The sequence below is a fragment of the Erwinia sp. AC075 genome, from assembly GCF_979253995.1.
Map to the genome: position 1 here is coordinate 2139792 of NZ_CEEDEU010000001.1, position 16379 is coordinate 2156170.

19 protein-coding genes are annotated in these 16379 nt (G+C 57.0%); 6 read left to right on the forward strand and 13 right to left on the reverse strand.

All coding sequences use genetic code 11. The annotated features are described in order from the left end of the window. Positions 1 to 24: 24 nt before the first annotated feature. Positions 25 to 1110 carry an iron-containing alcohol dehydrogenase family protein gene (locus tag AC0IXH_RS10030; protein WP_471720378.1) on the forward strand — a complete coding sequence of 362 codons (1086 nt, stop codon included), beginning with the start codon at positions 25 to 27 and terminating at the stop codon, positions 1108 to 1110. Between the two features lie 199 nt (positions 1111 to 1309). On the opposite strand, the gene AC0IXH_RS10035 is transcribed toward AC0IXH_RS10030, so the two are convergent. The 3 genes from AC0IXH_RS10035 to AC0IXH_RS10045 form a co-directional block, all read right to left on the reverse strand. Next, positions 1310 to 2038: an SDR family oxidoreductase gene (locus AC0IXH_RS10035; RefSeq protein ID WP_053145914.1), complete on the reverse strand. Its 729-nt coding sequence runs from the start codon at positions 2036 to 2038 to the stop codon at positions 1310 to 1312. Next, positions 2038 to 2529 carry a nuclear transport factor 2 family protein gene (locus tag AC0IXH_RS10040; RefSeq protein WP_471720379.1) on the reverse strand — a complete coding sequence of 164 codons (492 nt, stop codon included), beginning with the start codon at positions 2527 to 2529 and terminating at the stop codon, positions 2038 to 2040. The genes AC0IXH_RS10035 and AC0IXH_RS10040 overlap by 1 nt, the downstream gene beginning before the upstream one ends. A 66-nt stretch (positions 2530 to 2595) precedes the next feature. After that, positions 2596 to 3342 (reverse strand): SDR family NAD(P)-dependent oxidoreductase, encoded by a 747-nt coding sequence (locus tag AC0IXH_RS10045; RefSeq protein ID WP_053145919.1) that lies wholly within the window; start codon positions 3340 to 3342, stop codon positions 2596 to 2598. A 177-nt stretch (positions 3343 to 3519) separates the two neighbouring features. On the opposite strand from AC0IXH_RS10045, the gene AC0IXH_RS10050 reads away from it, so the two are divergent. Continuing rightward, positions 3520 to 4101: a TetR/AcrR family transcriptional regulator gene (locus tag AC0IXH_RS10050; RefSeq protein WP_053145921.1), complete on the forward strand. Its 582-nt coding sequence runs from the start codon at positions 3520 to 3522 to the stop codon at positions 4099 to 4101. A gap of 97 nt (positions 4102 to 4198) precedes the next feature. Here AC0IXH_RS10050 and AC0IXH_RS10055 read toward each other — a convergent pair whose 3' ends face one another. From AC0IXH_RS10055 to argH, 8 genes are all read right to left on the reverse strand, one after another. After that, on the reverse strand, positions 4199 to 4975 hold the full coding sequence (locus AC0IXH_RS10055; RefSeq protein WP_471720380.1) for a DUF3750 domain-containing protein: 777 nt from the start codon (positions 4973 to 4975) through the stop codon (positions 4199 to 4201). Positions 4976 to 5059: 84 nt separating this feature from the next. After that, a complete protein-coding gene (locus tag AC0IXH_RS10060; protein WP_471720381.1) occupies positions 5060 to 6421 on the reverse strand; it encodes an MmgE/PrpD family protein in 1362 nt (453 codons plus the stop codon). Then, positions 6418 to 7305 (reverse strand): polysaccharide deacetylase family protein, encoded by an 888-nt coding sequence (locus tag AC0IXH_RS10065; protein ID WP_471720382.1) that lies wholly within the window; start codon positions 7303 to 7305, stop codon positions 6418 to 6420. Before AC0IXH_RS10065 ends, AC0IXH_RS10060 begins: the two co-directional genes overlap by 4 nt. Then, positions 7298 to 8146 (reverse strand): polysaccharide deacetylase family protein, encoded by an 849-nt coding sequence (locus AC0IXH_RS10070; protein WP_199862659.1) that lies wholly within the window; start codon positions 8144 to 8146, stop codon positions 7298 to 7300. The genes AC0IXH_RS10065 and AC0IXH_RS10070 overlap by 8 nt, the downstream gene beginning before the upstream one ends. Positions 8147 to 8148: 2 nt before the next feature. Continuing rightward, positions 8149 to 8970 carry an ABC transporter substrate-binding protein gene (locus tag AC0IXH_RS10075; RefSeq protein WP_471720383.1) on the reverse strand — a complete coding sequence of 274 codons (822 nt, stop codon included), beginning with the start codon at positions 8968 to 8970 and terminating at the stop codon, positions 8149 to 8151. A 17-nt stretch (positions 8971 to 8987) separates the two neighbouring features. Continuing rightward, positions 8988 to 9752: an amino acid ABC transporter ATP-binding protein gene (locus AC0IXH_RS10080; RefSeq protein ID WP_013201426.1), complete on the reverse strand. Its 765-nt coding sequence runs from the start codon at positions 9750 to 9752 to the stop codon at positions 8988 to 8990. A gap of 12 nt (positions 9753 to 9764) precedes the next feature. Further along, positions 9765 to 10637: an amino acid ABC transporter permease gene (locus AC0IXH_RS10085; protein ID WP_013201425.1), complete on the reverse strand. Its 873-nt coding sequence runs from the start codon at positions 10635 to 10637 to the stop codon at positions 9765 to 9767. Between the two features lie 29 nt (positions 10638 to 10666). Next, a complete protein-coding gene (gene argH, locus AC0IXH_RS10090) occupies positions 10667 to 12094 on the reverse strand; it encodes an argininosuccinate lyase (protein ID WP_471720384.1) in 1428 nt (475 codons plus the stop codon). A gap of 172 nt (positions 12095 to 12266) precedes the next feature. Here argH and AC0IXH_RS10095 point away from each other — a divergent pair, with 172 nt between their 5' ends. Continuing rightward, on the forward strand, positions 12267 to 13217 hold the full coding sequence (locus AC0IXH_RS10095; RefSeq protein ID WP_346565975.1) for a LysR family transcriptional regulator: 951 nt from the start codon (positions 12267 to 12269) through the stop codon (positions 13215 to 13217). A gap of 39 nt (positions 13218 to 13256) precedes the next feature. On the opposite strand, the gene AC0IXH_RS10100 is transcribed toward AC0IXH_RS10095, so the two are convergent. Together AC0IXH_RS10100 and AC0IXH_RS10105 are read right to left on the reverse strand one after the other, a co-directional pair. Next, entirely contained in the window at positions 13257 to 13778 is a 522-nt protein-coding gene (locus tag AC0IXH_RS10100) for a GNAT family N-acetyltransferase (protein ID WP_346565974.1), read from the reverse strand. Next, positions 13775 to 14341 carry a helix-turn-helix domain-containing protein gene (locus AC0IXH_RS10105; protein WP_471720385.1) on the reverse strand — a complete coding sequence of 189 codons (567 nt, stop codon included), beginning with the start codon at positions 14339 to 14341 and terminating at the stop codon, positions 13775 to 13777. The genes AC0IXH_RS10100 and AC0IXH_RS10105 overlap by 4 nt, the downstream gene beginning before the upstream one ends. A 145-nt stretch (positions 14342 to 14486) precedes the next feature. Between AC0IXH_RS10105 and AC0IXH_RS10110 the strand changes: the two genes are divergently transcribed. Genes AC0IXH_RS10110 through AC0IXH_RS10120 form a run of 3 tightly spaced genes read left to right on the forward strand, consistent with a single transcriptional unit; the run spans position 14487 to position 16379 of the window. After that, positions 14487 to 15218, forward strand: coding sequence for a MerR family transcriptional regulator (locus tag AC0IXH_RS10110; RefSeq protein ID WP_013201420.1), 732 nt, complete (start codon positions 14487 to 14489; stop codon positions 15216 to 15218). Between the two features lie 16 nt (positions 15219 to 15234). Further along, complete coding sequence (locus AC0IXH_RS10115) at positions 15235 to 15666, forward strand: nuclear transport factor 2 family protein (protein ID WP_013201419.1); 432 nt, start codon at positions 15235 to 15237, stop codon at positions 15664 to 15666. Next, positions 15663 to 16379, forward strand: a complete 717-nt coding sequence (locus tag AC0IXH_RS10120; protein ID WP_013201418.1) for an SDR family NAD(P)-dependent oxidoreductase — start codon at positions 15663 to 15665, stop codon at positions 16377 to 16379. Before AC0IXH_RS10115 ends, AC0IXH_RS10120 begins: the two co-directional genes overlap by 4 nt.

Sequence of the window (16379 nt, forward strand, 5' to 3'; positions counted from 1 at the left end):
GTCGGCACATTGATAAGGTCAGTCATGTCTGAACAAAATCTGGTTTTCCCGGCCCGTGTGTTGCGTGGCGCAGGGGTGATTCATCAGTTAGGAGAAATCTGTTGCGAGCTGGGGCAGCGCGCGTTGCTGATCGGCGGCCATCAGGCGCTGAAAGCGGTGGAGCCGCAGGTGCGAACGCAGTTGGCGGATGCAGAAGTGGCGCTGGTCGGCTGCGAATGGTTCGGCGGGGAAACCTCGCTCACGCAGATTGCCCGGCTGGGTGAGCTGGCAATGGCGTTAAGGGCGGATGTGATTATCGCCACCGGCGGCGGCAAGTCGCTGGATACCTGCAAGGCAGTAGGCGCTGAATGCAATATCCCGGTGATTACCCTGCCCACCATTGCCGCCACCTGTTCGGCGGTGACGCCGCTGAGTATTCGTTACGATGATAACGGCAATTTTCACGATATCTTCCCGTTGCATCAGGCGCCGGCTGCGGTGATTATCGACAGCGAACTGCTGGCGCTGGCACCGCTGCGCTGGCTGGCGGCTGGCCTCGGCGATACGCTGGCCAAGTGGTACGAATTCCGTGCGGTCAGCCAGCGCCACCCCGCGCTGGATGCCAATGCCCGTTCTTCGCTGGCGCACAGCCATATCTGTTATGAAATTATCGCCGCCCACGGGCCAAAAGCGGTCGAGGCGGTGCGCAAAAATCTGCCTGACCACCATCTGGATCAGGTGCTGGACGTGATCTTTACCTTTGCCGGCCTGACCTCATTAATGAGCAATGGCGCGCATGCTGCCGCCGCGCACGCGATTTATGAAGGCTTTACCTTCTGCGATAAAACCCGCGAATTCGGTCACGGCCTGCTGGTGGGCTACGGCAATCTATGCCTGCTGGCGCTGGAAAACCGCAGTGACGAAGAGTTGCTGCATGAGATGGCGTTGGCGCACAAATGCGGCGTGCCGCTAAGTCTGAAAGAGATTGCCGGGCTGACGGAGGAAGAGCTTGAGGTGATTGTCCGCGAGTCGGTGCACGCGCCGGATATGGAAAACATGGCCGAGCCGGTTACCGTCGAGGCGCTTTACCAGGCGATTGCCCGCGTGGAAGCGCTGGCCGCCCAGCGTTAGGCCTTGAGTGACGCGCACGGTAAGCGCGCCCGAACCAGCATAGTGCCGGATGTTACGTCCGGCGAAAAATGTCGGCGGCGGTTCGCCAATATCGCATCAAAACCTGGTTATAATCAGCCAGCTTATGAAACCGGTCAGCAAGATAACTGCTGACCGGCACTTCAAGTTAAGCCAGGTCACGGCTCATTGAGGGGCTCACCTACCAGGGTTGACGCCCGTGACTGCCAAAGAATCCCCCCGTTGGCCCCTCAGGCCCCAATAAGGCCATCTTTATCGCGGTTTCTGCCCCCTCTTCTGGCGTCAGAAATCCTGTATTACCATTCAGATCGGTGCGTACATGGCCCGGTTCCACGGCGTTGACTTTAATACCTTCAGATTCAAGCTCTTTTGCGAACGAAACGGTAATGGCATTCAGAGCGACCTTTGAAGAGGTATATTCCATAAGATTAACGCTTGAATAAAGTGAGGTTGGGTCGGTAATCAGCGTCAACGACCCCACTCCACTGCTCATCATAACGATCCGCGATCCTGTGGATGCTTTAAGCAAAGGCAGAAAGGCCTGCGTAACGCGAACCGGGCCGAAAAGATTCACCTCGTAGACGGCTTTCATCTCTTCAATATTGACCTGACTGGGAGGCGTATCGATGTCTTTAATAATGCCGGCATTGTTGACAAGCACATCGAGGGAATCAATATTCTCAGAAAGTTTTGCAACGGCATCCTGCACGCTTATTTGATTTGCGACATCCATTTCCAGCAACCGGACGTTAAGTCCTTCCTGACGTAAAAGCGCAACGGCCTGCTCACCCCGCCTGCGATCCCGCGCGCCCATCCAGACCGACATCCCCTTCTGGGCGAGTCCCCGGACGATGGCAAAACCGATCCCCTTATTGCCGCCAGTAACCAGCGCGTTGTTTTTGTTATTCATTACACCCCCTCCATCCGGGTCCTGTCGATTGGGGTACCAACGTGATAGTGAAGGTTGCCCATCAGGCGGGGAACGACATTGCGCGAGGTAAAGTGCCATTGACCAGTGTGTTTCTCAAAGCTGTCATAGTAGCGGCCCGCGCAGATTGGCTGTAACGGAAAGCCTTCCAGCTCCTGATGTACGGTGAAGTAACTTACGCAGGTTGCAGAATCGCCGGAAGAAGAGATATCGATCAGGGCATTAGAGACGTTATGCCATGTACGGGGAGTGCCGTCCTGATGGCGCTGAACGCCACGAATAAGAAACTGCTCAACTTCCTCACGCCCCTGAGCCGACTCTGTCAGGACAATAAATTTGGAATGCCTGAACAATTCGGCGTTTTCAGCAAATTTTCCATCATCCAGGTTGTGGACATAAGTGGCCAGCAACCGCTGTATTTTTAACTCATCGATAAAATGTTGTTCATTCACTGCATTCATTGAAGTTGTCATTATGGGACTCTTAATTTAAAGGGTTGAATATGTCCGCGGCGGATCGCCACGCGCCGGTCACAACGGTTAAATCTGAGATGCCCCTCCATCGGCAAAAATCTCTGCACCATTGATATAGCCGGCATCGTCACTGGCGAGGAAGGTAACCGCTTTGGCAATTTCTTCTGTACGGCCAATACGCCCGATTGGGCTGCGGTCGCGCAGAGACTGCAAAATGGCGTCAACCGGTTCGGGTAAGAAATCGCGTAAGGACTGTGTATCAACCGGACCGGGGCTGAGGATGTTTATGCGTATGCCGGAACCTTTGATATCCAAAATCCAGCTACGAACCATGGCGCGTAACGCCGCCTTAGTGCCGCCATAAACACTCATTCCCTCACCGGGATTTATGGAGGCTGTCGATCCGGTGATAACAATGCTGCTACCGGGCGGCATAAGCGCTAAGGCTTTCTGGACAGTAAAGGTGATCCCCCTGACGTTGGTGGTGAACTGACGGTCAAACTTTTCCGGGGTGATCTGCCCCAGTGGCTCAATTTCGCCCATGCCGGCATTGGCAATAAGGACATCGATCCGACCATAGCGTGAACGAATTTGCTCATAGAACGCATCCAGTTCGGAAAGGCGGGAGACATCCACCGAATATTGACTCGCATCAGGGCCTAAGGTACTGAGGGCTGAATTAAGTTTATGGTTATCTCGCCCGGTAATGATGACCGTCGCGCCCTGTGCTGCCAGTTCCTGGGCGATCCCGAGACCAATGCCGGATGAGCCGCCAGTCACAACAGCGATTTTTTTATTGAAAGCCTGAGTCATTGTGTTTCTCCTGATTACTGGGAATTATCTATGTAGTGATCACTACATGTATTTAGGGGCAATAACAACAGCTAATTTTTTAGTGTTTTTATTAATCAATATAATCAATAAGTTAAATTTACCTTTTGATGCTTTTACTTTTAGCGGTTACTATATAAAAAGTATTCAGGAGGAAAGATGAAATCAGAAAACAGACTGCGACGCCCGGCATTTGATCGTGAGGCAGGCGTAGCCATTGCGCAGGCTCTTTTTCATGAACATGGCTATGATGCCGTCAGTCTCGCTGACCTGACCGAGGCGCTGAACATTAAGCCGCCGAGTTTTTATGCAGCCTATGGCAGTAAGGTGGGATTGTATGAACGGAGCCTGGAACGGTATGCGCGCGAAAGCGCCCTTCCGCTGAACAAACTGTTATCAGCCGATAAATCTGTAGCACAGGGCGTGGAAGATTTGCTTGTTGCCGCAGCCAGGCAATATGGACGCCACGCGCATCAGCGGGGCTGCCTGGTCACCGAAGGCATGCGGGCGGATGATAAAGATGCCAGGGAGGTTGCCTGTACCATAGCGAAACCTGGCATTACGGCCATACATGATTGGTTGCTGACCGCTACCCCTCAATCAGCGGAATGCCTGACGGATTTTATGGTGGTGACGCTGAAAGGATTATCTTCCGCAGCTTGTCTGGGCATGTCCCAACGCCGACTGATAGAGACGGCGAAAATGGCTGCTCAGGTGGTCGCCAGCCATGTAAAACCCTGATTAGAAAGCATATGTATTTTTTACCTGAGCAGACATTTTATAAGGCGGCGTTGTTATATAAACCACCCGGCGTGAAACCGGGTGTCTCCAGCAGACGCTAGCTTCCGCTATCGGTTTCCAGACGGGCTTTGCCAATGCGGCCGATAAACGGCAGGCGCAGCGCGGGAGATTTCACATCCACGCCCATATTGAAGCCGAGGATATTGATCTCCAGCCCTTCTTCCCCACCCAGCGTTAATCCCAGCACGCCCAACAGCGAGGCCTGGAAACCGCGTCCTGACGGCGGCAAACCGACCGGATTGGTCAGCGGCCGGAAATCTTTGCCGATGGCGTTAGCGGGCAGATCGAGCTTCAGCGCGGGGACTTCGCGGCCAATGTGCGCCAGGAAGGTATTGCTGTTCGGGCCAGGCCAGACGCGGTAGGTGTGCGGCCACGGATAGCTTTTAATTGCCGCTTCAATCTGCGGGATCATCGCCTCTGCGCCAGCGCCCCGGTGATCGACGATCAGCTGCGGCTTACCGCCAAACCAGTAACCGTCCGGCAGGGTGAAATTCTCTCTGATGACGTTGTTACTTCCCCAGCTCACCACTTCATAGCGGCGGAACTGCGTCTCGCCAGCCTGCTTAAAGATGATCCACGGATGAACAGCCAGCAGCCCGCGCCAGCTAAAGGCAGGCGCAATATACACCTGCACAATGGCGGTCTGCCTGAAGGCCACCGGATCGGGGGCGATGCCGGCGGAATCCCGTTTCGCTGTGGACCAACTCTGACCGGTCATCGCCGTACCGTTCTGCGAGGCGTTAAGGTAACTCTGGCCGAAAGAGAGCAGCATGATGCAGATAAATCCAATACTTAACACTTTCAACGTGAGCATAGTTCCTTGATCCACCTGGGGGAAAAACGGGCATTAAAGGAAAGTAACCCCCGCAGCGCCTGAAGGTCAACTGCGGGGATTTTTTTAATGCACCGTCAGCAGATTCAGCAGTTCCTGCATATCGGTCTGCTGCTCCAGCGTCAGGCAGTAAGCTTCCAGCGCGGCGGTTTGCTGCGCCGGCAACACCCTTAGCGCCAGCTGTTGAAACTTCAGCAACAACGCCTCATCGCTCAATGGATTTTGCGGCGATCCCAGCGGAACGGTCACCTGCTGACGCCCGCGTTCGCCGTTAAGCGTTTCCAGTTCAACAATCGGCTCTTCGTTGCTGTTCTGGCTGGCGTCGACATACAGCACAATGCGCTCCAGCATGGCGGCCATCTCTGAGCTGCCGCGTTTTTCCTCGTCATACGCCGCGAGGCCAGCATGACCATACAGCACGCGGGCGGCCATCGCGTAAGGCAGGCTCATCTGTGCTGCCGCCAGGCTTTCAAGATCGCTGTTGCCGCACATCTCCAGCAGGAAGGGATTAAGGTAAACGTGCAGGCGGGCAATCTCTGCGGCGCTGCAATGATGGGCTGCCATCAACTCGCCGACGGCATCCACCGCCGAATGCGTGCCGCGGCAGGAGGCATAGGGCTTGATCGAACAGCGGTTGAGTTTCCATACCTGCCCCAGTTCGGCGGTCAGCGCTTGCGGTTGCCGGCTGGAAGGGGCCAGCGTCTTCAGAAAGCCGCCCCAGAGATCCTCAAAGGTCTGTGATGCCCCGGTGATCCCTTGCCGGGCCAGCATCGCCGCCAGCACCCCGCCCTCTGCGGCCCGTCCGGCGTGCAGCTTCTTGCTTTGCGAACCGTCGTGGATAAAGCCCCATAAGCCGCCGCTAAAGCTGGCCGCTATGCCCAACGCCTGCACCGTTTGGTTCTGATTAAGCTTAAGTAATGAGGCCACCGCCGCCGCCGCGCCAAATACGCCGCAGGTGGAGGTGGAATGCCAACCGGCTTCGTTGTGCGGTGCATAGCCACCGCAGGCTTCCAGCACCCGGCGGCCAATCTCATAGCCCAACACCACGGCGGTAATCAGCTCGCGGCCCGTCACATCAGCCGGGCACAGTGGCAGCACCGCCATTACCGCAGGCAGCACCACCGCGCCGGAGTGATCGCAACCGCCGGTATCGTCCAGCTCATACATATGCGCCGCAATACCGTTCAACCAGGCCGCATTACGCGGCGAGGTGGCCAGCGAACGTCCCCAGACGCGGGCAGCCGGCGCGCAGCCTTCAGCCAGCACCGTTTGCTGAACCGCCAGCGCGATCGGGCTGTTGCTGCCCGCAAGGGTCGCGCCGAAGGTATCCAGAATATGCCGTTTGGCGCGCTCAACCAGCGCCTCAGGCAGATCGCTGAAGGTGGTTTGCGCGACAAAGCGGGCCAGCTGATTGATGCTCTGGCTCATGCTTGCTGCTCCTGCTCCTGCTGCTGGCGCCGGAAGATCTCCGCAGGGTGTTCGCTGACGTTATCCGGCTGGGTCTGCCACCACGCCGCCACCTCTCCGGCGCTGGCCAGCCAGACCTTTTCATGGCTGCGGATAAAGTCCAGCAGTTCCCCGAGCAGGCCAATGCGCCCGGCCGTGCCGATGATTTCGGGATGCAGGCGTAAGACGTAGCACAGGCCAAAGCGGTGGAAGCCCCGAAAATCGAGCTTCATATTTTCCAGCGTCTGCTGATACGAGGCGATGCGCGACTGCCCCGGTGGCACCGCCGGACTGAGGTTGAAGGCGAAGTAAGGCTCGTCTTCCAGTTCATAATGCATTGGCAGTTCCACCAGTCGGGTGGCCGGATGAAAATAGGGCAAATCGTCACCGCGCCAGCTGGAAGACCAGCGGATGCCGCGATCGCTCAGCGCCTCTGCCAGCCCCGGTTTCCACTGCCCGGCTGGCGTGCGGAATCCCACCGGACGCTGGCCGCAGGCGGCTTGCAGCAGGTCGCAACCCGCAGTGACGCTGCTTACTTGCTCTGCCAGCGTCAGGCTATCGAAATTCTGATGGCGATCGCCGCTACCGGCAATTTCATGCCCCGCCGCGACAATCCGCGCGAACACCTCAGGATTCTCTTCCGCCACGATAGCGGTCAGACACCAGCTTGCGCGCACGTTTTTCTCTGCCAGCAGCTTCAGCAGGCGATCGACGCCGCGAAGCGTGCCGTAACGCCAGACCGAGAGGGTTTTATCGCGCCCGGCCACGGCGGGGGTGTCCGTCAGAATGCCGTGAATATCATTGAAATCGATGGTCAGCACCACGGCAGATTGCTGCCCGTCTGGCCAGCGTGTGGGTTCAGTCATGCTGCTGCTCCTTGAGATACCAGTGGGCGACATCGCGGCAGCGGGCGAACCACACGTTGCGCTGGCGCATATGCGCAATAAATTGCTCCAGCAGCAGAATGCGGCCCGGTTTACCGCTGATTTTCGGATGGAACAGAGTGGTCAGACACAGCCCTTCATCCATCGCGCCATCAAATTCACGGCACCAGTTATCCAGCGTTAAGGCATAACTGGCGGTGCGATCCAGCCCTTTCGGGAAGTCCGGCTCGCGGGTATAGGCCAACGACGCGTAATCATCCATCTCCCATTTGCCGGGGATTTCCACCAGCTTCTGCGTAAAGCCCGGCACGGCGATGGCGTAGGGCCGGTCGTCGCCGCGCATACTGCTGGAATAGGTCACCCCAGCGTCCAGCAATATGCCCGGCGTCTCGTGGTGCCAGTCGCCCGAGGGCGTGCGGAACCCCTCGGCACGGATGCCGAGGTGTTGCCAGAAAATTTCACGCGAGGTCGCCATCACCTGACGCTGCTGTTCGCCGCTCAGGGCATAGAAGGATTCGTGGCGGTAGCCGTGATACGCCACCTCATGCCCTTTTTCGACGATGGCGGCGCACTGCCGCGGCCACTGCTCCACCACCCACGCCGGAATAAAGAAGGTGGCCGGAACGTCAAACTGCTCCAGCAGATCGAGGATCCGCCCCAGCGCGCGGAACGGGCCGTAGCCGCCGAAGGTGAAATACTCGGGCTTCTGCCAGATCGTGCCGTTAAGCATCGCGTCGCCGGTGGGACCATCGAGATCGAAGGCCAGTGCCATACAGCCCTGCTTGCCTTCCGGCCAGCGCGGGCGAACGTCAGGTGAGGTCATCATCAGTTCCCGTTCACGGTCGCTGTTTTCACGGCGTTATCCGCCAGGCCCCATTTGCTGAGGATCTTCACATAGCTGCCATCGGCGATCATCTCATTGACCGCGCCCTGCACCGCCGCAATCAGCGCCGGATCGTTTTTGTCGATCGCCATGCCGGTGAACTGCGACGCAATCGCCTTATCCAACGGCTTGTAGGTGTTTTTCTCCAGATTCATCACGTAAGGCAGGGTTTCGCTGCCCTGCACCGCGCCATCCAGACGACGCTGACGCAGCTGGGTACGCGCATCTGCCGTGCCTTCCGCGCCGACCACCACGATAGCGGGCTTACCTTTGGCTTCGCAGTTGGCCTGGCTCCATTTGGCGATTTCCTGTGGAAAGGTGGTACGACGGCTGGTGCCGACTTTCTTGCCACACAAATCGGTCGCGCTGTTGATGTCCTTGCGCGCCGCTAAGGTGTAGAACTGCGGGCCGGTAGTGAAGTAGTCGATAAAGCTGACCACCTTCTGGCGTTCGGCGGTGTCGGTCATGCCGGACATCACCATATCGACACGCTTAGTTGATACGGCGTTGACCATCTGTTCAAAGGCAATTTCCTGCCAGTTGATTTTGACGCCCAGCTTCTCGCCAATCGCGTTACCCAGGTCGACATCGACGCCGGTTAAGGTATTGGTCGCCGGATCTTTGAATTCCATTGGTGGATAGTTCGGCATGATGGCCACGGTCAGTGCGCCTTTCGCTTTCAGGGCAGCAGGCAGCTCCGCAGCCCAGGCGGCGGAGTTAAGCAGAACAGCGGCAGCAACGGCAGTAAGCACGATCTTTTTCATCTGATTTACCCTGGTTATTAAAGAAGAATGGCGTTGATAAAATTCTGCATCCGCGGATTTTGCGGATTCAGCAGGATGTCTTCGGGCGCACCGCGTTCGATAATGCGACCTTCATCCATGAACACCACCTGGTTGGCCACCTCACGGGCAAAGCCCATTTCATGGGTGACCACCACCATCGTGGTTCCTTCTTTTGCCAGCGTCCGCATCACGGCCAGCACTTCGCCGACCATTTCCGGGTCAAGCGCCGAGGTTGGCTCGTCGAACAGCATCAGCTTGGGCTTCATCGCCAGCGCGCGGGCAATCGCCACACGCTGTTGTTGTCCGCCGGAAAGCGCCTGCGGATAGGCGTGCGCCTTACTGGATAGTCCCACCCGATCCAGCAGCGCCATCGCTTCTTCCGTCGCTTCCCGCTTTGGCCGCAACAGCACCCTGCACGGCCCTTCAATCACGTTTTCCAGCGCGGTTTTATGCGGGAACAGGTTAAAACGCTGGAAAACCATGCCGGTTTGCAGCCGCTGACGGGCAATCTGCTTGTCGCTGAGCGGATGCAGTTTGTTGCCGGCCATGCGGTAGCCGGCCAGTTCGTTGTCGATCCAAATCCCGCCCTGATCGACCCTTTCCAGCTGATTGATGCAGCGCAGGAAGGTGCTTTTCCCGGAGCCGGACGGCCCCAAAATGCACATCACCTCGCCGTAATTCACCTCCAGACTGACGTCCTTCAGGGCATGGAAATGGTCGAAGTACTTGTTCACCTCAACGGCTCTGACGATATTTCTCATCGCAGGAATTCCTTAGTTGCGGCGGCGCTGGCCGCGTGAGAAGTAGCGCTCAAGGCGGCTCTGCCCGAACGACAGCACGGTAACGATAATCAGATACCAGATGCCCGCCACGAACAGCAGCTCCATCACCCGCGCATTGGCGTAGTAGATGTTCTGCGTGTTGTAGAGCAGTTCGGAGTACTGGATCATGCTCGCCAGGCTGGTGGTTTTGATCATGCTGATAAATTCGTTGCCGACCGGCGGCAGGATCACCCGCATCGCCTGCGGCAGGATGATGCGTTGCAGCGCCTGCAGACGCGGCATGCCAATCGACTTCGCCGCCTCATACTGACCGGTATCAACAGATAACAGCCCGGCCCGCACCACTTCCGAGGTGTACGCGCCCTGGTTGATGCTCAACCCCAGCAGCGCCGCGACAAATGGCGTCATCACGTTGACGGTTTCGACGCTAAACACGCCGGGAATGGCGATCACCGGGAACACCAGCGCCAGGTTAAACCACAGCAGCAGCTGGAGGATCAGCGGCGTACCGCGAAAGACCCAGGCATAGCCGACCGAGAGGTAATGCAGCACCGGGTTGGGCGACATATACATAATCGCCGCCACCACGCCGAAGAAGATGCCCAGCGCCATCGCCAGAATCGACATCACCAGCGTATTCACCACCCCGTCCAGAATGGCGCGGGCGGTAAAGAACTGCCCGACATAGGACCACTCGATTTTGCCCTGCGAAAAGGCGTGCACCAGCGAGCCGAGCAACAGGATGATCACCACCGTGGCGGTGATGCGCCCGTAATAGCGCTTGGGGACCATCTGGTAGCGCTTGAGATCGTAAGCGGGGTCGGCTGCCCTGCCCGTCTCGTTAACGTTTTGCGAACTGTTCATTCCGGCTCCGGAGGTTGAAGGCTGAGAAGTTACAGACGAGGGCCCTGATAGACGCTCACCCACTCGGCCTGCTGCTGGATACGCGCTTTCAGGCGGCTAATCTGCTCGCTGACGCGCGCCGGTGCGGTGCCGCCGAAGCCGTCGCGGGAATGGATCGCCGCTTCCAGCGTCAGCGCACTGCGCACTTCTGGCGTCAGCCGGACATCGACCTCAGCCAGCTGGTCGTCGGTCAGATCGGACAGGCCCTGCTGATGGAATTCACACAGCTGAACCAGTTTGCCGGTGATCTCATGCGCTTCCTTAAACGGCACGCCGCGCATCGCCAGCCAGTCAGCCACTTCGGTGGCGAGGGTGAAGCCATCCGGGGCCTGAGCCAGCATCTCCCCGGTGTTGACCTTCATGGTTTCAATCATGCCGGCCATTGCAGGCAGCACTAACAGCAGGGTGTCGACCGAATCAATGGCGCTGCGTTTGTCTTCACTCAGGTCGCGGTTATAGGAGAGCGGCATCGCCTTCATGGTGGCCAGCATCGCCGTCAGGTTGCCGATCAGGCGGCCGCTGCGACCGCGCGTCAGCTCGGCAATATCCGGATTCTTTTTCTGCGGCATGATTGAGCTGCCGGTGGCATAGCTGTCGCTGATTTCTACCCAGCGGAACTGGCGGGAGGTCCACAGGCAAATCTCTTCGCTGATGCGCGACAGGTTGACGCCGATCATGCTGGTGATAAACAGGAATTCAGCAACGTAGTCGCGGCTGGCTACGGCATCAATCGAGTTCTCGCACGGGGCGCGATAGCCCAGCTCTTTCGCCGCCAGTTCCGGGCGACGCGCAATGGCGGAACCGGCCATCGCTGCTGCACCGAGTGGCGAGAAGGCGCTGCGGTGATCCCAGTCCTGAATGCGTTCAATATCCCGTGAGAACGACTGCGCATGGGCCAGTAGCTGATGAGCAAACACAATCGGCTGAGCCTGCTGAAGATGGGTGAAACCGGGCGCGAGGGTGTGGGTGTGCTGGTCGGCCTGGAAAATCAATGCCTTCTGCAGGGCCAGCAATGCGGTGGTGATATTGCGGACGTTATCGCGCAGATACAGTCGCAGATCGTTGACGGTCTGATCGTTACGAGAACGGCCCGCGCGCAGCTTGCCGCCCAGCGCGCCAAGCCGCTCGGTCAGGACGCGCTCGATAAAGGTATGAACATCTTCATCAGCCGCGATCGGATCGACCTTTCCTGCCCGGTAATCCAGGTCGAGCTGGTCGATAGCGGCGGTCATGTGCCGGGTTTCTTCTGCGGTAAGCAGGCCCGCGCGCTGAAGTTCGTGCGCATGGGCCCGGCAGCCGGCGAGGTCATAAGGTGCCAGTGCAAAATAGTATTCAGGGCTGCGCGACAGCGCGGTTAAGGCGGCGGCTGGTGGCGTTTTAAAACGGGCACCCCATAAACGATCGGCACTGTCTGACATAATTTCTCTCTTATGGCGAGGTTAACGCCGGATCCGCAGGAGAATAAGGAAATCCTCTGGAAACAGCCTTAACGATAAATAAAGGTTATATTTGCGTACTATCTGGTATTTCGTGTCTGATTCAGGTTCACTCTTACTTTCACTGTATTTAATCCGGGGTTGAATAGTTATTATGGAAAGTAAGGTTTCCAATACGGGAAACATGAATTATCCGCGCAGCGATAATTCATCGATAACCATTAACAATGTCGACCTGAAGTTATTGCGTGTATTTAAATGTGTCGTGGAAGCCGGCGGGCTGACCTCTGCCAGTCATGAACTGAATATTGGTCTGGCGGCAATCAGTAAACAGGTGTCGGATTTGGAGATCCGTTTAGGGATGACCCTGTGCAGCCGTGGGCGGGAAGGCTTTGAGCTGACGGAGTACGGCATTACCGTTTATCAGGCCACGCTGGAGTTGTTTTCGTCGCTGAATACCTTCCGCGACAGGCTGCATAACAGCCGCAATGAACTGCTGGGCGACCTGAGTATTACCGTGGTCGATAACACCATTTCTGACCCGCATTCGCCGGTCACCAAAGCCGTGCAGCGACTGCATATTGCTGCACCAAAAGTAAACATCCGGCTGCAAACCGCGCATCTGGATGATATTGAAAAAGGATTAAATGAGGGCCGTTTTAATTGTGCTATTGCGCCGGTTTATGATGAGAAGAGTGACTTCGATTATTATTCTGCCTACAGCGAAACCTCGGCATTATATTGCAGCAGCGAGCATGCGTTATTTTCAATGGCGGATGCTGACATTACCCTTGAATTATTAAAACAACAAAAGATCATTAATCATACCTATGTCACACATCGCCACGGCAATAAGCTGTTCGCCTTTAATGAGAGCAACATTCAGGCGGTACAGGTTGAAGCGGTGGCGATGCTGATCCTCACCGGGCATTTTATTGGTTATTTACCGACGCATTACGCCACGCGATATGTGCAGGAGAATAGCATCCGCGCCGTCGGCCCGGATGCGTTGCAGGTGCATACGCCCTTCTGTCTGATAATAAAAAAGGGCCGCAAGATAAATCAGATTATTAAACTGTTTATGGATTCGCTGGGAATAGCCTGAGCGCCTGCACCATCATGATGCGCACCCTTGGCTTTTTTTTCAGCCTACCCGCTTAAACATCACCGTGGTGGCATCAAACACCCCTTCGGTGGAGAGTGCGTAATGCGGGATCTGACCGCTTATCTGCCAGCCCTGCGCCAGATACAGTTGCTCTGCCACATCGCCGCTGCGGGTATCCAGCACCAGCAAGGTTCTTCCCTCCTGCTCAGCCCGTTTCTCCGCCTGATGCAGTAATGCGCGGGCGATGCCCTGCCGTCTGGCTTTGGGATGGACCAGCAGCTTGGCGATTTCCGCGCGATGCTGACCGTTAGGCATCATGCCCAACACCACCATCACCGTCGCCACGATCTCGCCCTGCTGGCGGGCCACGATTAACCGTTTATCGCCACTGGCCAGGCTGGTCACCACGCCCTGCCAGAAAGTGAGCATGGGCTGCGGATCCAGCGAGATAAAACCAATGCTGGCGCCTTCTGCCACACAGCCGTGCAGAACGTTGTACAACGCGTCCTGTTCACTGGCTGCCTGTTCTGCACTGAGAAGCTGATACTGAATTTCATTCATGGACGACACACCACCAACGCGTAATGCGCACCTTCGGCCTCCGGCGCGTGGAAGGAGGAGCGGCCAAACAGGTGAAAGCGCAGGCAATCACCGGCTTCCAGCCGCCACTGCTCGTCGTTCATGCTGAACTCCAGCACGCCGGCGAGCATCCAGATATGTTGTTCAATGCCTTCTACGGGCGGCGCGTCATATTCAATCAGCGCCCCGCTCTGCAAACGCCCTTCCACCAGCTCAGCGTGAAAAGGGGTGGCCGGCGGTGAAACGCTACGCCGGTGATAGCCATTTTCGCGGTCCTGCCAGACGGTCTGCGCGGCCGCGCGCAGAAGCTGCGGTCCCTGCTCTTCAACCTCGCTCAGCAGACGCGACATAGTCAGCTCGTAGGCAATGCACAGGCGGTTCATCAGGGCGGCGGTTGGGCTGGTTTCGCCCCGCTCAATGCGCGACAAAGAGGCCCGGCTGATGCCGGTCAGCTCAGCCAGGGTTTCCAGCGACCAGCCTTTTTCCAGACGTAAATCCGCCAGCCGCTGGGCCAGACGTCGGTCGGTATTGGCAAGAGGTTCCATAAAAATCTCATAAAAGGGAAAGTTTCTCTAAATTGAGATCTACAGGGATTTAGTGTGAACTTCAACTTGTACAGAAAAATAATAGTTGTACAGCAATGGAGAGTTCGCTACGGTTAGGTGGAGTGGGCAGATCCTGAGGAAATGAATGGCATTGTACAGTATTGGTGACGTCGCAGTCCGCTGCGGTATCAATCCCGTCACGCTACGGGCATGGCAGCGTCGCTACGGCTTATTAAAACCCCAGCGGACCGAAGGCGGTCACCGCCAGTTTGATGACGAAGATATTCTTCGCATCGAAGAGATTAAACGCTGGGTGCAAAGTGGCGTCCCTGTCGGCAAGGTCAAGGCGCTGTTAGAAGGCGAAAACGTTAACGTCCATGATGGATGGGTCACACTGCAGGAAGAAATGATGGCGGTCCTCCGTCATGTCAGGCCGGCAAAACTTCGCGCTAAAATTGCGGCAACCGGTCGTGAAAATCCGGCAGATGTGTTGATTGACCACGTTTTCATCCCAATCAGACAGCGGCTGGGGCTGGATCAAAATACCGCCAGGACCATGTGCAGTTTGCTGGATGGTGCTTTAATTGATTATGTCGCCTTCTGTTTAACCGGTTCGCGTAAGAAACCTGGCAAGGACGCGTTGCTGATGGGTTGGGCCAATGAAGACCGCACCCGACTCTGGTTAGAAGCATGGCGGCTGTCGCAGCAGGGTTGGCGAATCGATGTGCTGGCTGAACCCCTTGAGATGCCGCGCCCTGAACTGTTTCCGGGCCAAAAAATCTTTGTGTTCACCGGTAAACCCCTCACCCGCCGACAGCAGGAACAGCTGACGCACTGGCACGAACAGGGGTTCTTAATCACCTATATCAACAGCTGAGGCTGAGGAGTGGCATATGACACAGCAGGAAACGCTGGCCAGACTGGTGGCGTTTTACCAGACGCTGGAGGCCAGCAAGCTCAACCAACTGGCCGACATTTACCACTCTGATATCTGCCTGGCAGACCCGGTCGGTGAACATCGCGGGCTGCCGGTGGTCTCGGACTACTTTTCTTCACTGCTGAAAAACCTGCGCTACTGCCGGTTTGACGTCTCGCAGACTCACCATTTTGACAATAACGCCCTGCTTATCTGGCGAATGTTCTATGCGCACCCTTCGCTGCAAGGCGGCGCGGAGCAGACGCTGGAGGGCAGCAGCTACATCCAGTTCCGCGACGATAAGATCAGTTTTCAGCGCGATTACTACGACATGGGCGCCATGCTGTACGAAAAGATCCCCGTGCTGGGATCGGTAATCAGGCAGCTTAAAAAGAGGTTACAACCATGAAACGGGTGTTAATTACCGGCGCAAGCTCCGGAATTGGTTACCAACTGGCGCTCGATTATGCCGCCGACGGCTGGCACGTTACCGCGTGCGGCAGAAATCGCGCCAAGCTGGAAACGCTGCGGGAACACCACAGCGACATCGTGCTGTGCGTGTTTGATATCACCGATCTGAATGAGACCCGCCAGGCGCTGCTGGGTAAAAGTGCCAGCCTGGTGATCCTCTGTGCCGGCACCTGTGAATACCTTAATCACGGCGTGGTGGAAGCGGAGAAAGTCCATCGGGTGATGAGCACCAATTTCAACGGTCCGGTGAACTGTCTGGACGTGCTGCTGCCGCAGCTGGCCCCCGGCAGCCGGGTGGCGCTGGTCGGGTCGACCGCCAGCCTGGTGCCGATGCCTCGGGCCGAAGCCTATGGCGCCTCCAAAGCCGCGCTGGCCTACTTCGCCCGCAGCCTGGCCCAGGATCTGAAGCGTCAGCAAATCGCCATCAGCCTGGTGCAGCCCGGTTTTGTCGATACTCCCCTGACCGAGCGAAACGATTTTCCGATGCCGATGATTATCAACGTCAATCAGGCTTCGCGCTGCATTCGTGAAGGCCTGGCGAAAGGCAAAGCGGAGATCTCCTTCCCGCGCCTGCTCTCCTTCATTCTGCGCATGACCTCCCGTCTGCCGGTATCGCTACAGCGTCTGCTTACCCAACAGATAGCGAGGTAA

Bases quoted from the DNA above. Each gene is read 5' to 3' on its own strand.
- AC0IXH_RS10030 (WP_471720378.1), top strand. From the start codon at position 25: ATGTCTGAACAAAATCTGGTTTTCCCGGCCCGTGTGTTGCGTGGCGCA.
- AC0IXH_RS10035 (WP_053145914.1), bottom strand. From the start codon at position 2,038: ATGAATAACAAAAACAACGCGCTGGTTACTGGCGGCAATAAGGGGATC.
- AC0IXH_RS10040 (WP_471720379.1), bottom strand. From the start codon at position 2,529: ATGACAACTTCAATGAATGCAGTGAATGAACAACATTTTATCGATGAG.
- AC0IXH_RS10045 (WP_053145919.1), bottom strand. From the start codon at position 3,342: ATGACTCAGGCTTTCAATAAAAAAATCGCTGTTGTGACTGGCGGCTCA.
- AC0IXH_RS10050 (WP_053145921.1), top strand. From the start codon at position 3,520: ATGAAATCAGAAAACAGACTGCGACGCCCGGCATTTGATCGTGAGGCA.
- AC0IXH_RS10055 (WP_471720380.1), bottom strand. From the start codon at position 4,975: ATGCTCACGTTGAAAGTGTTAAGTATTGGATTTATCTGCATCATGCTG.
- AC0IXH_RS10060 (WP_471720381.1), bottom strand. From the start codon at position 6,421: ATGAGCCAGAGCATCAATCAGCTGGCCCGCTTTGTCGCGCAAACCACC.
- AC0IXH_RS10065 (WP_471720382.1), bottom strand. From the start codon at position 7,305: ATGACTGAACCCACACGCTGGCCAGACGGGCAGCAATCTGCCGTGGTG.
- AC0IXH_RS10070 (WP_199862659.1), bottom strand. From the start codon at position 8,146: ATGACCTCACCTGACGTTCGCCCGCGCTGGCCGGAAGGCAAGCAGGGC.
- AC0IXH_RS10075 (WP_471720383.1), bottom strand. From the start codon at position 8,970: ATGAAAAAGATCGTGCTTACTGCCGTTGCTGCCGCTGTTCTGCTTAAC.
- AC0IXH_RS10080 (WP_013201426.1), bottom strand. From the start codon at position 9,752: ATGAGAAATATCGTCAGAGCCGTTGAGGTGAACAAGTACTTCGACCAT.
- AC0IXH_RS10085 (WP_013201425.1), bottom strand. From the start codon at position 10,637: ATGAACAGTTCGCAAAACGTTAACGAGACGGGCAGGGCAGCCGACCCC.
- argH (WP_471720384.1), bottom strand. From the start codon at position 12,094: ATGTCAGACAGTGCCGATCGTTTATGGGGTGCCCGTTTTAAAACGCCA.
- AC0IXH_RS10095 (WP_346565975.1), top strand. From the start codon at position 12,267: ATGGAAAGTAAGGTTTCCAATACGGGAAACATGAATTATCCGCGCAGC.
- AC0IXH_RS10100 (WP_346565974.1), bottom strand. From the start codon at position 13,778: ATGAATGAAATTCAGTATCAGCTTCTCAGTGCAGAACAGGCAGCCAGT.
- AC0IXH_RS10105 (WP_471720385.1), bottom strand. From the start codon at position 14,341: ATGGAACCTCTTGCCAATACCGACCGACGTCTGGCCCAGCGGCTGGCG.
- AC0IXH_RS10110 (WP_013201420.1), top strand. From the start codon at position 14,487: ATGGCATTGTACAGTATTGGTGACGTCGCAGTCCGCTGCGGTATCAAT.
- AC0IXH_RS10115 (WP_013201419.1), top strand. From the start codon at position 15,235: ATGACACAGCAGGAAACGCTGGCCAGACTGGTGGCGTTTTACCAGACG.
- AC0IXH_RS10120 (WP_013201418.1), top strand. From the start codon at position 15,663: ATGAAACGGGTGTTAATTACCGGCGCAAGCTCCGGAATTGGTTACCAA.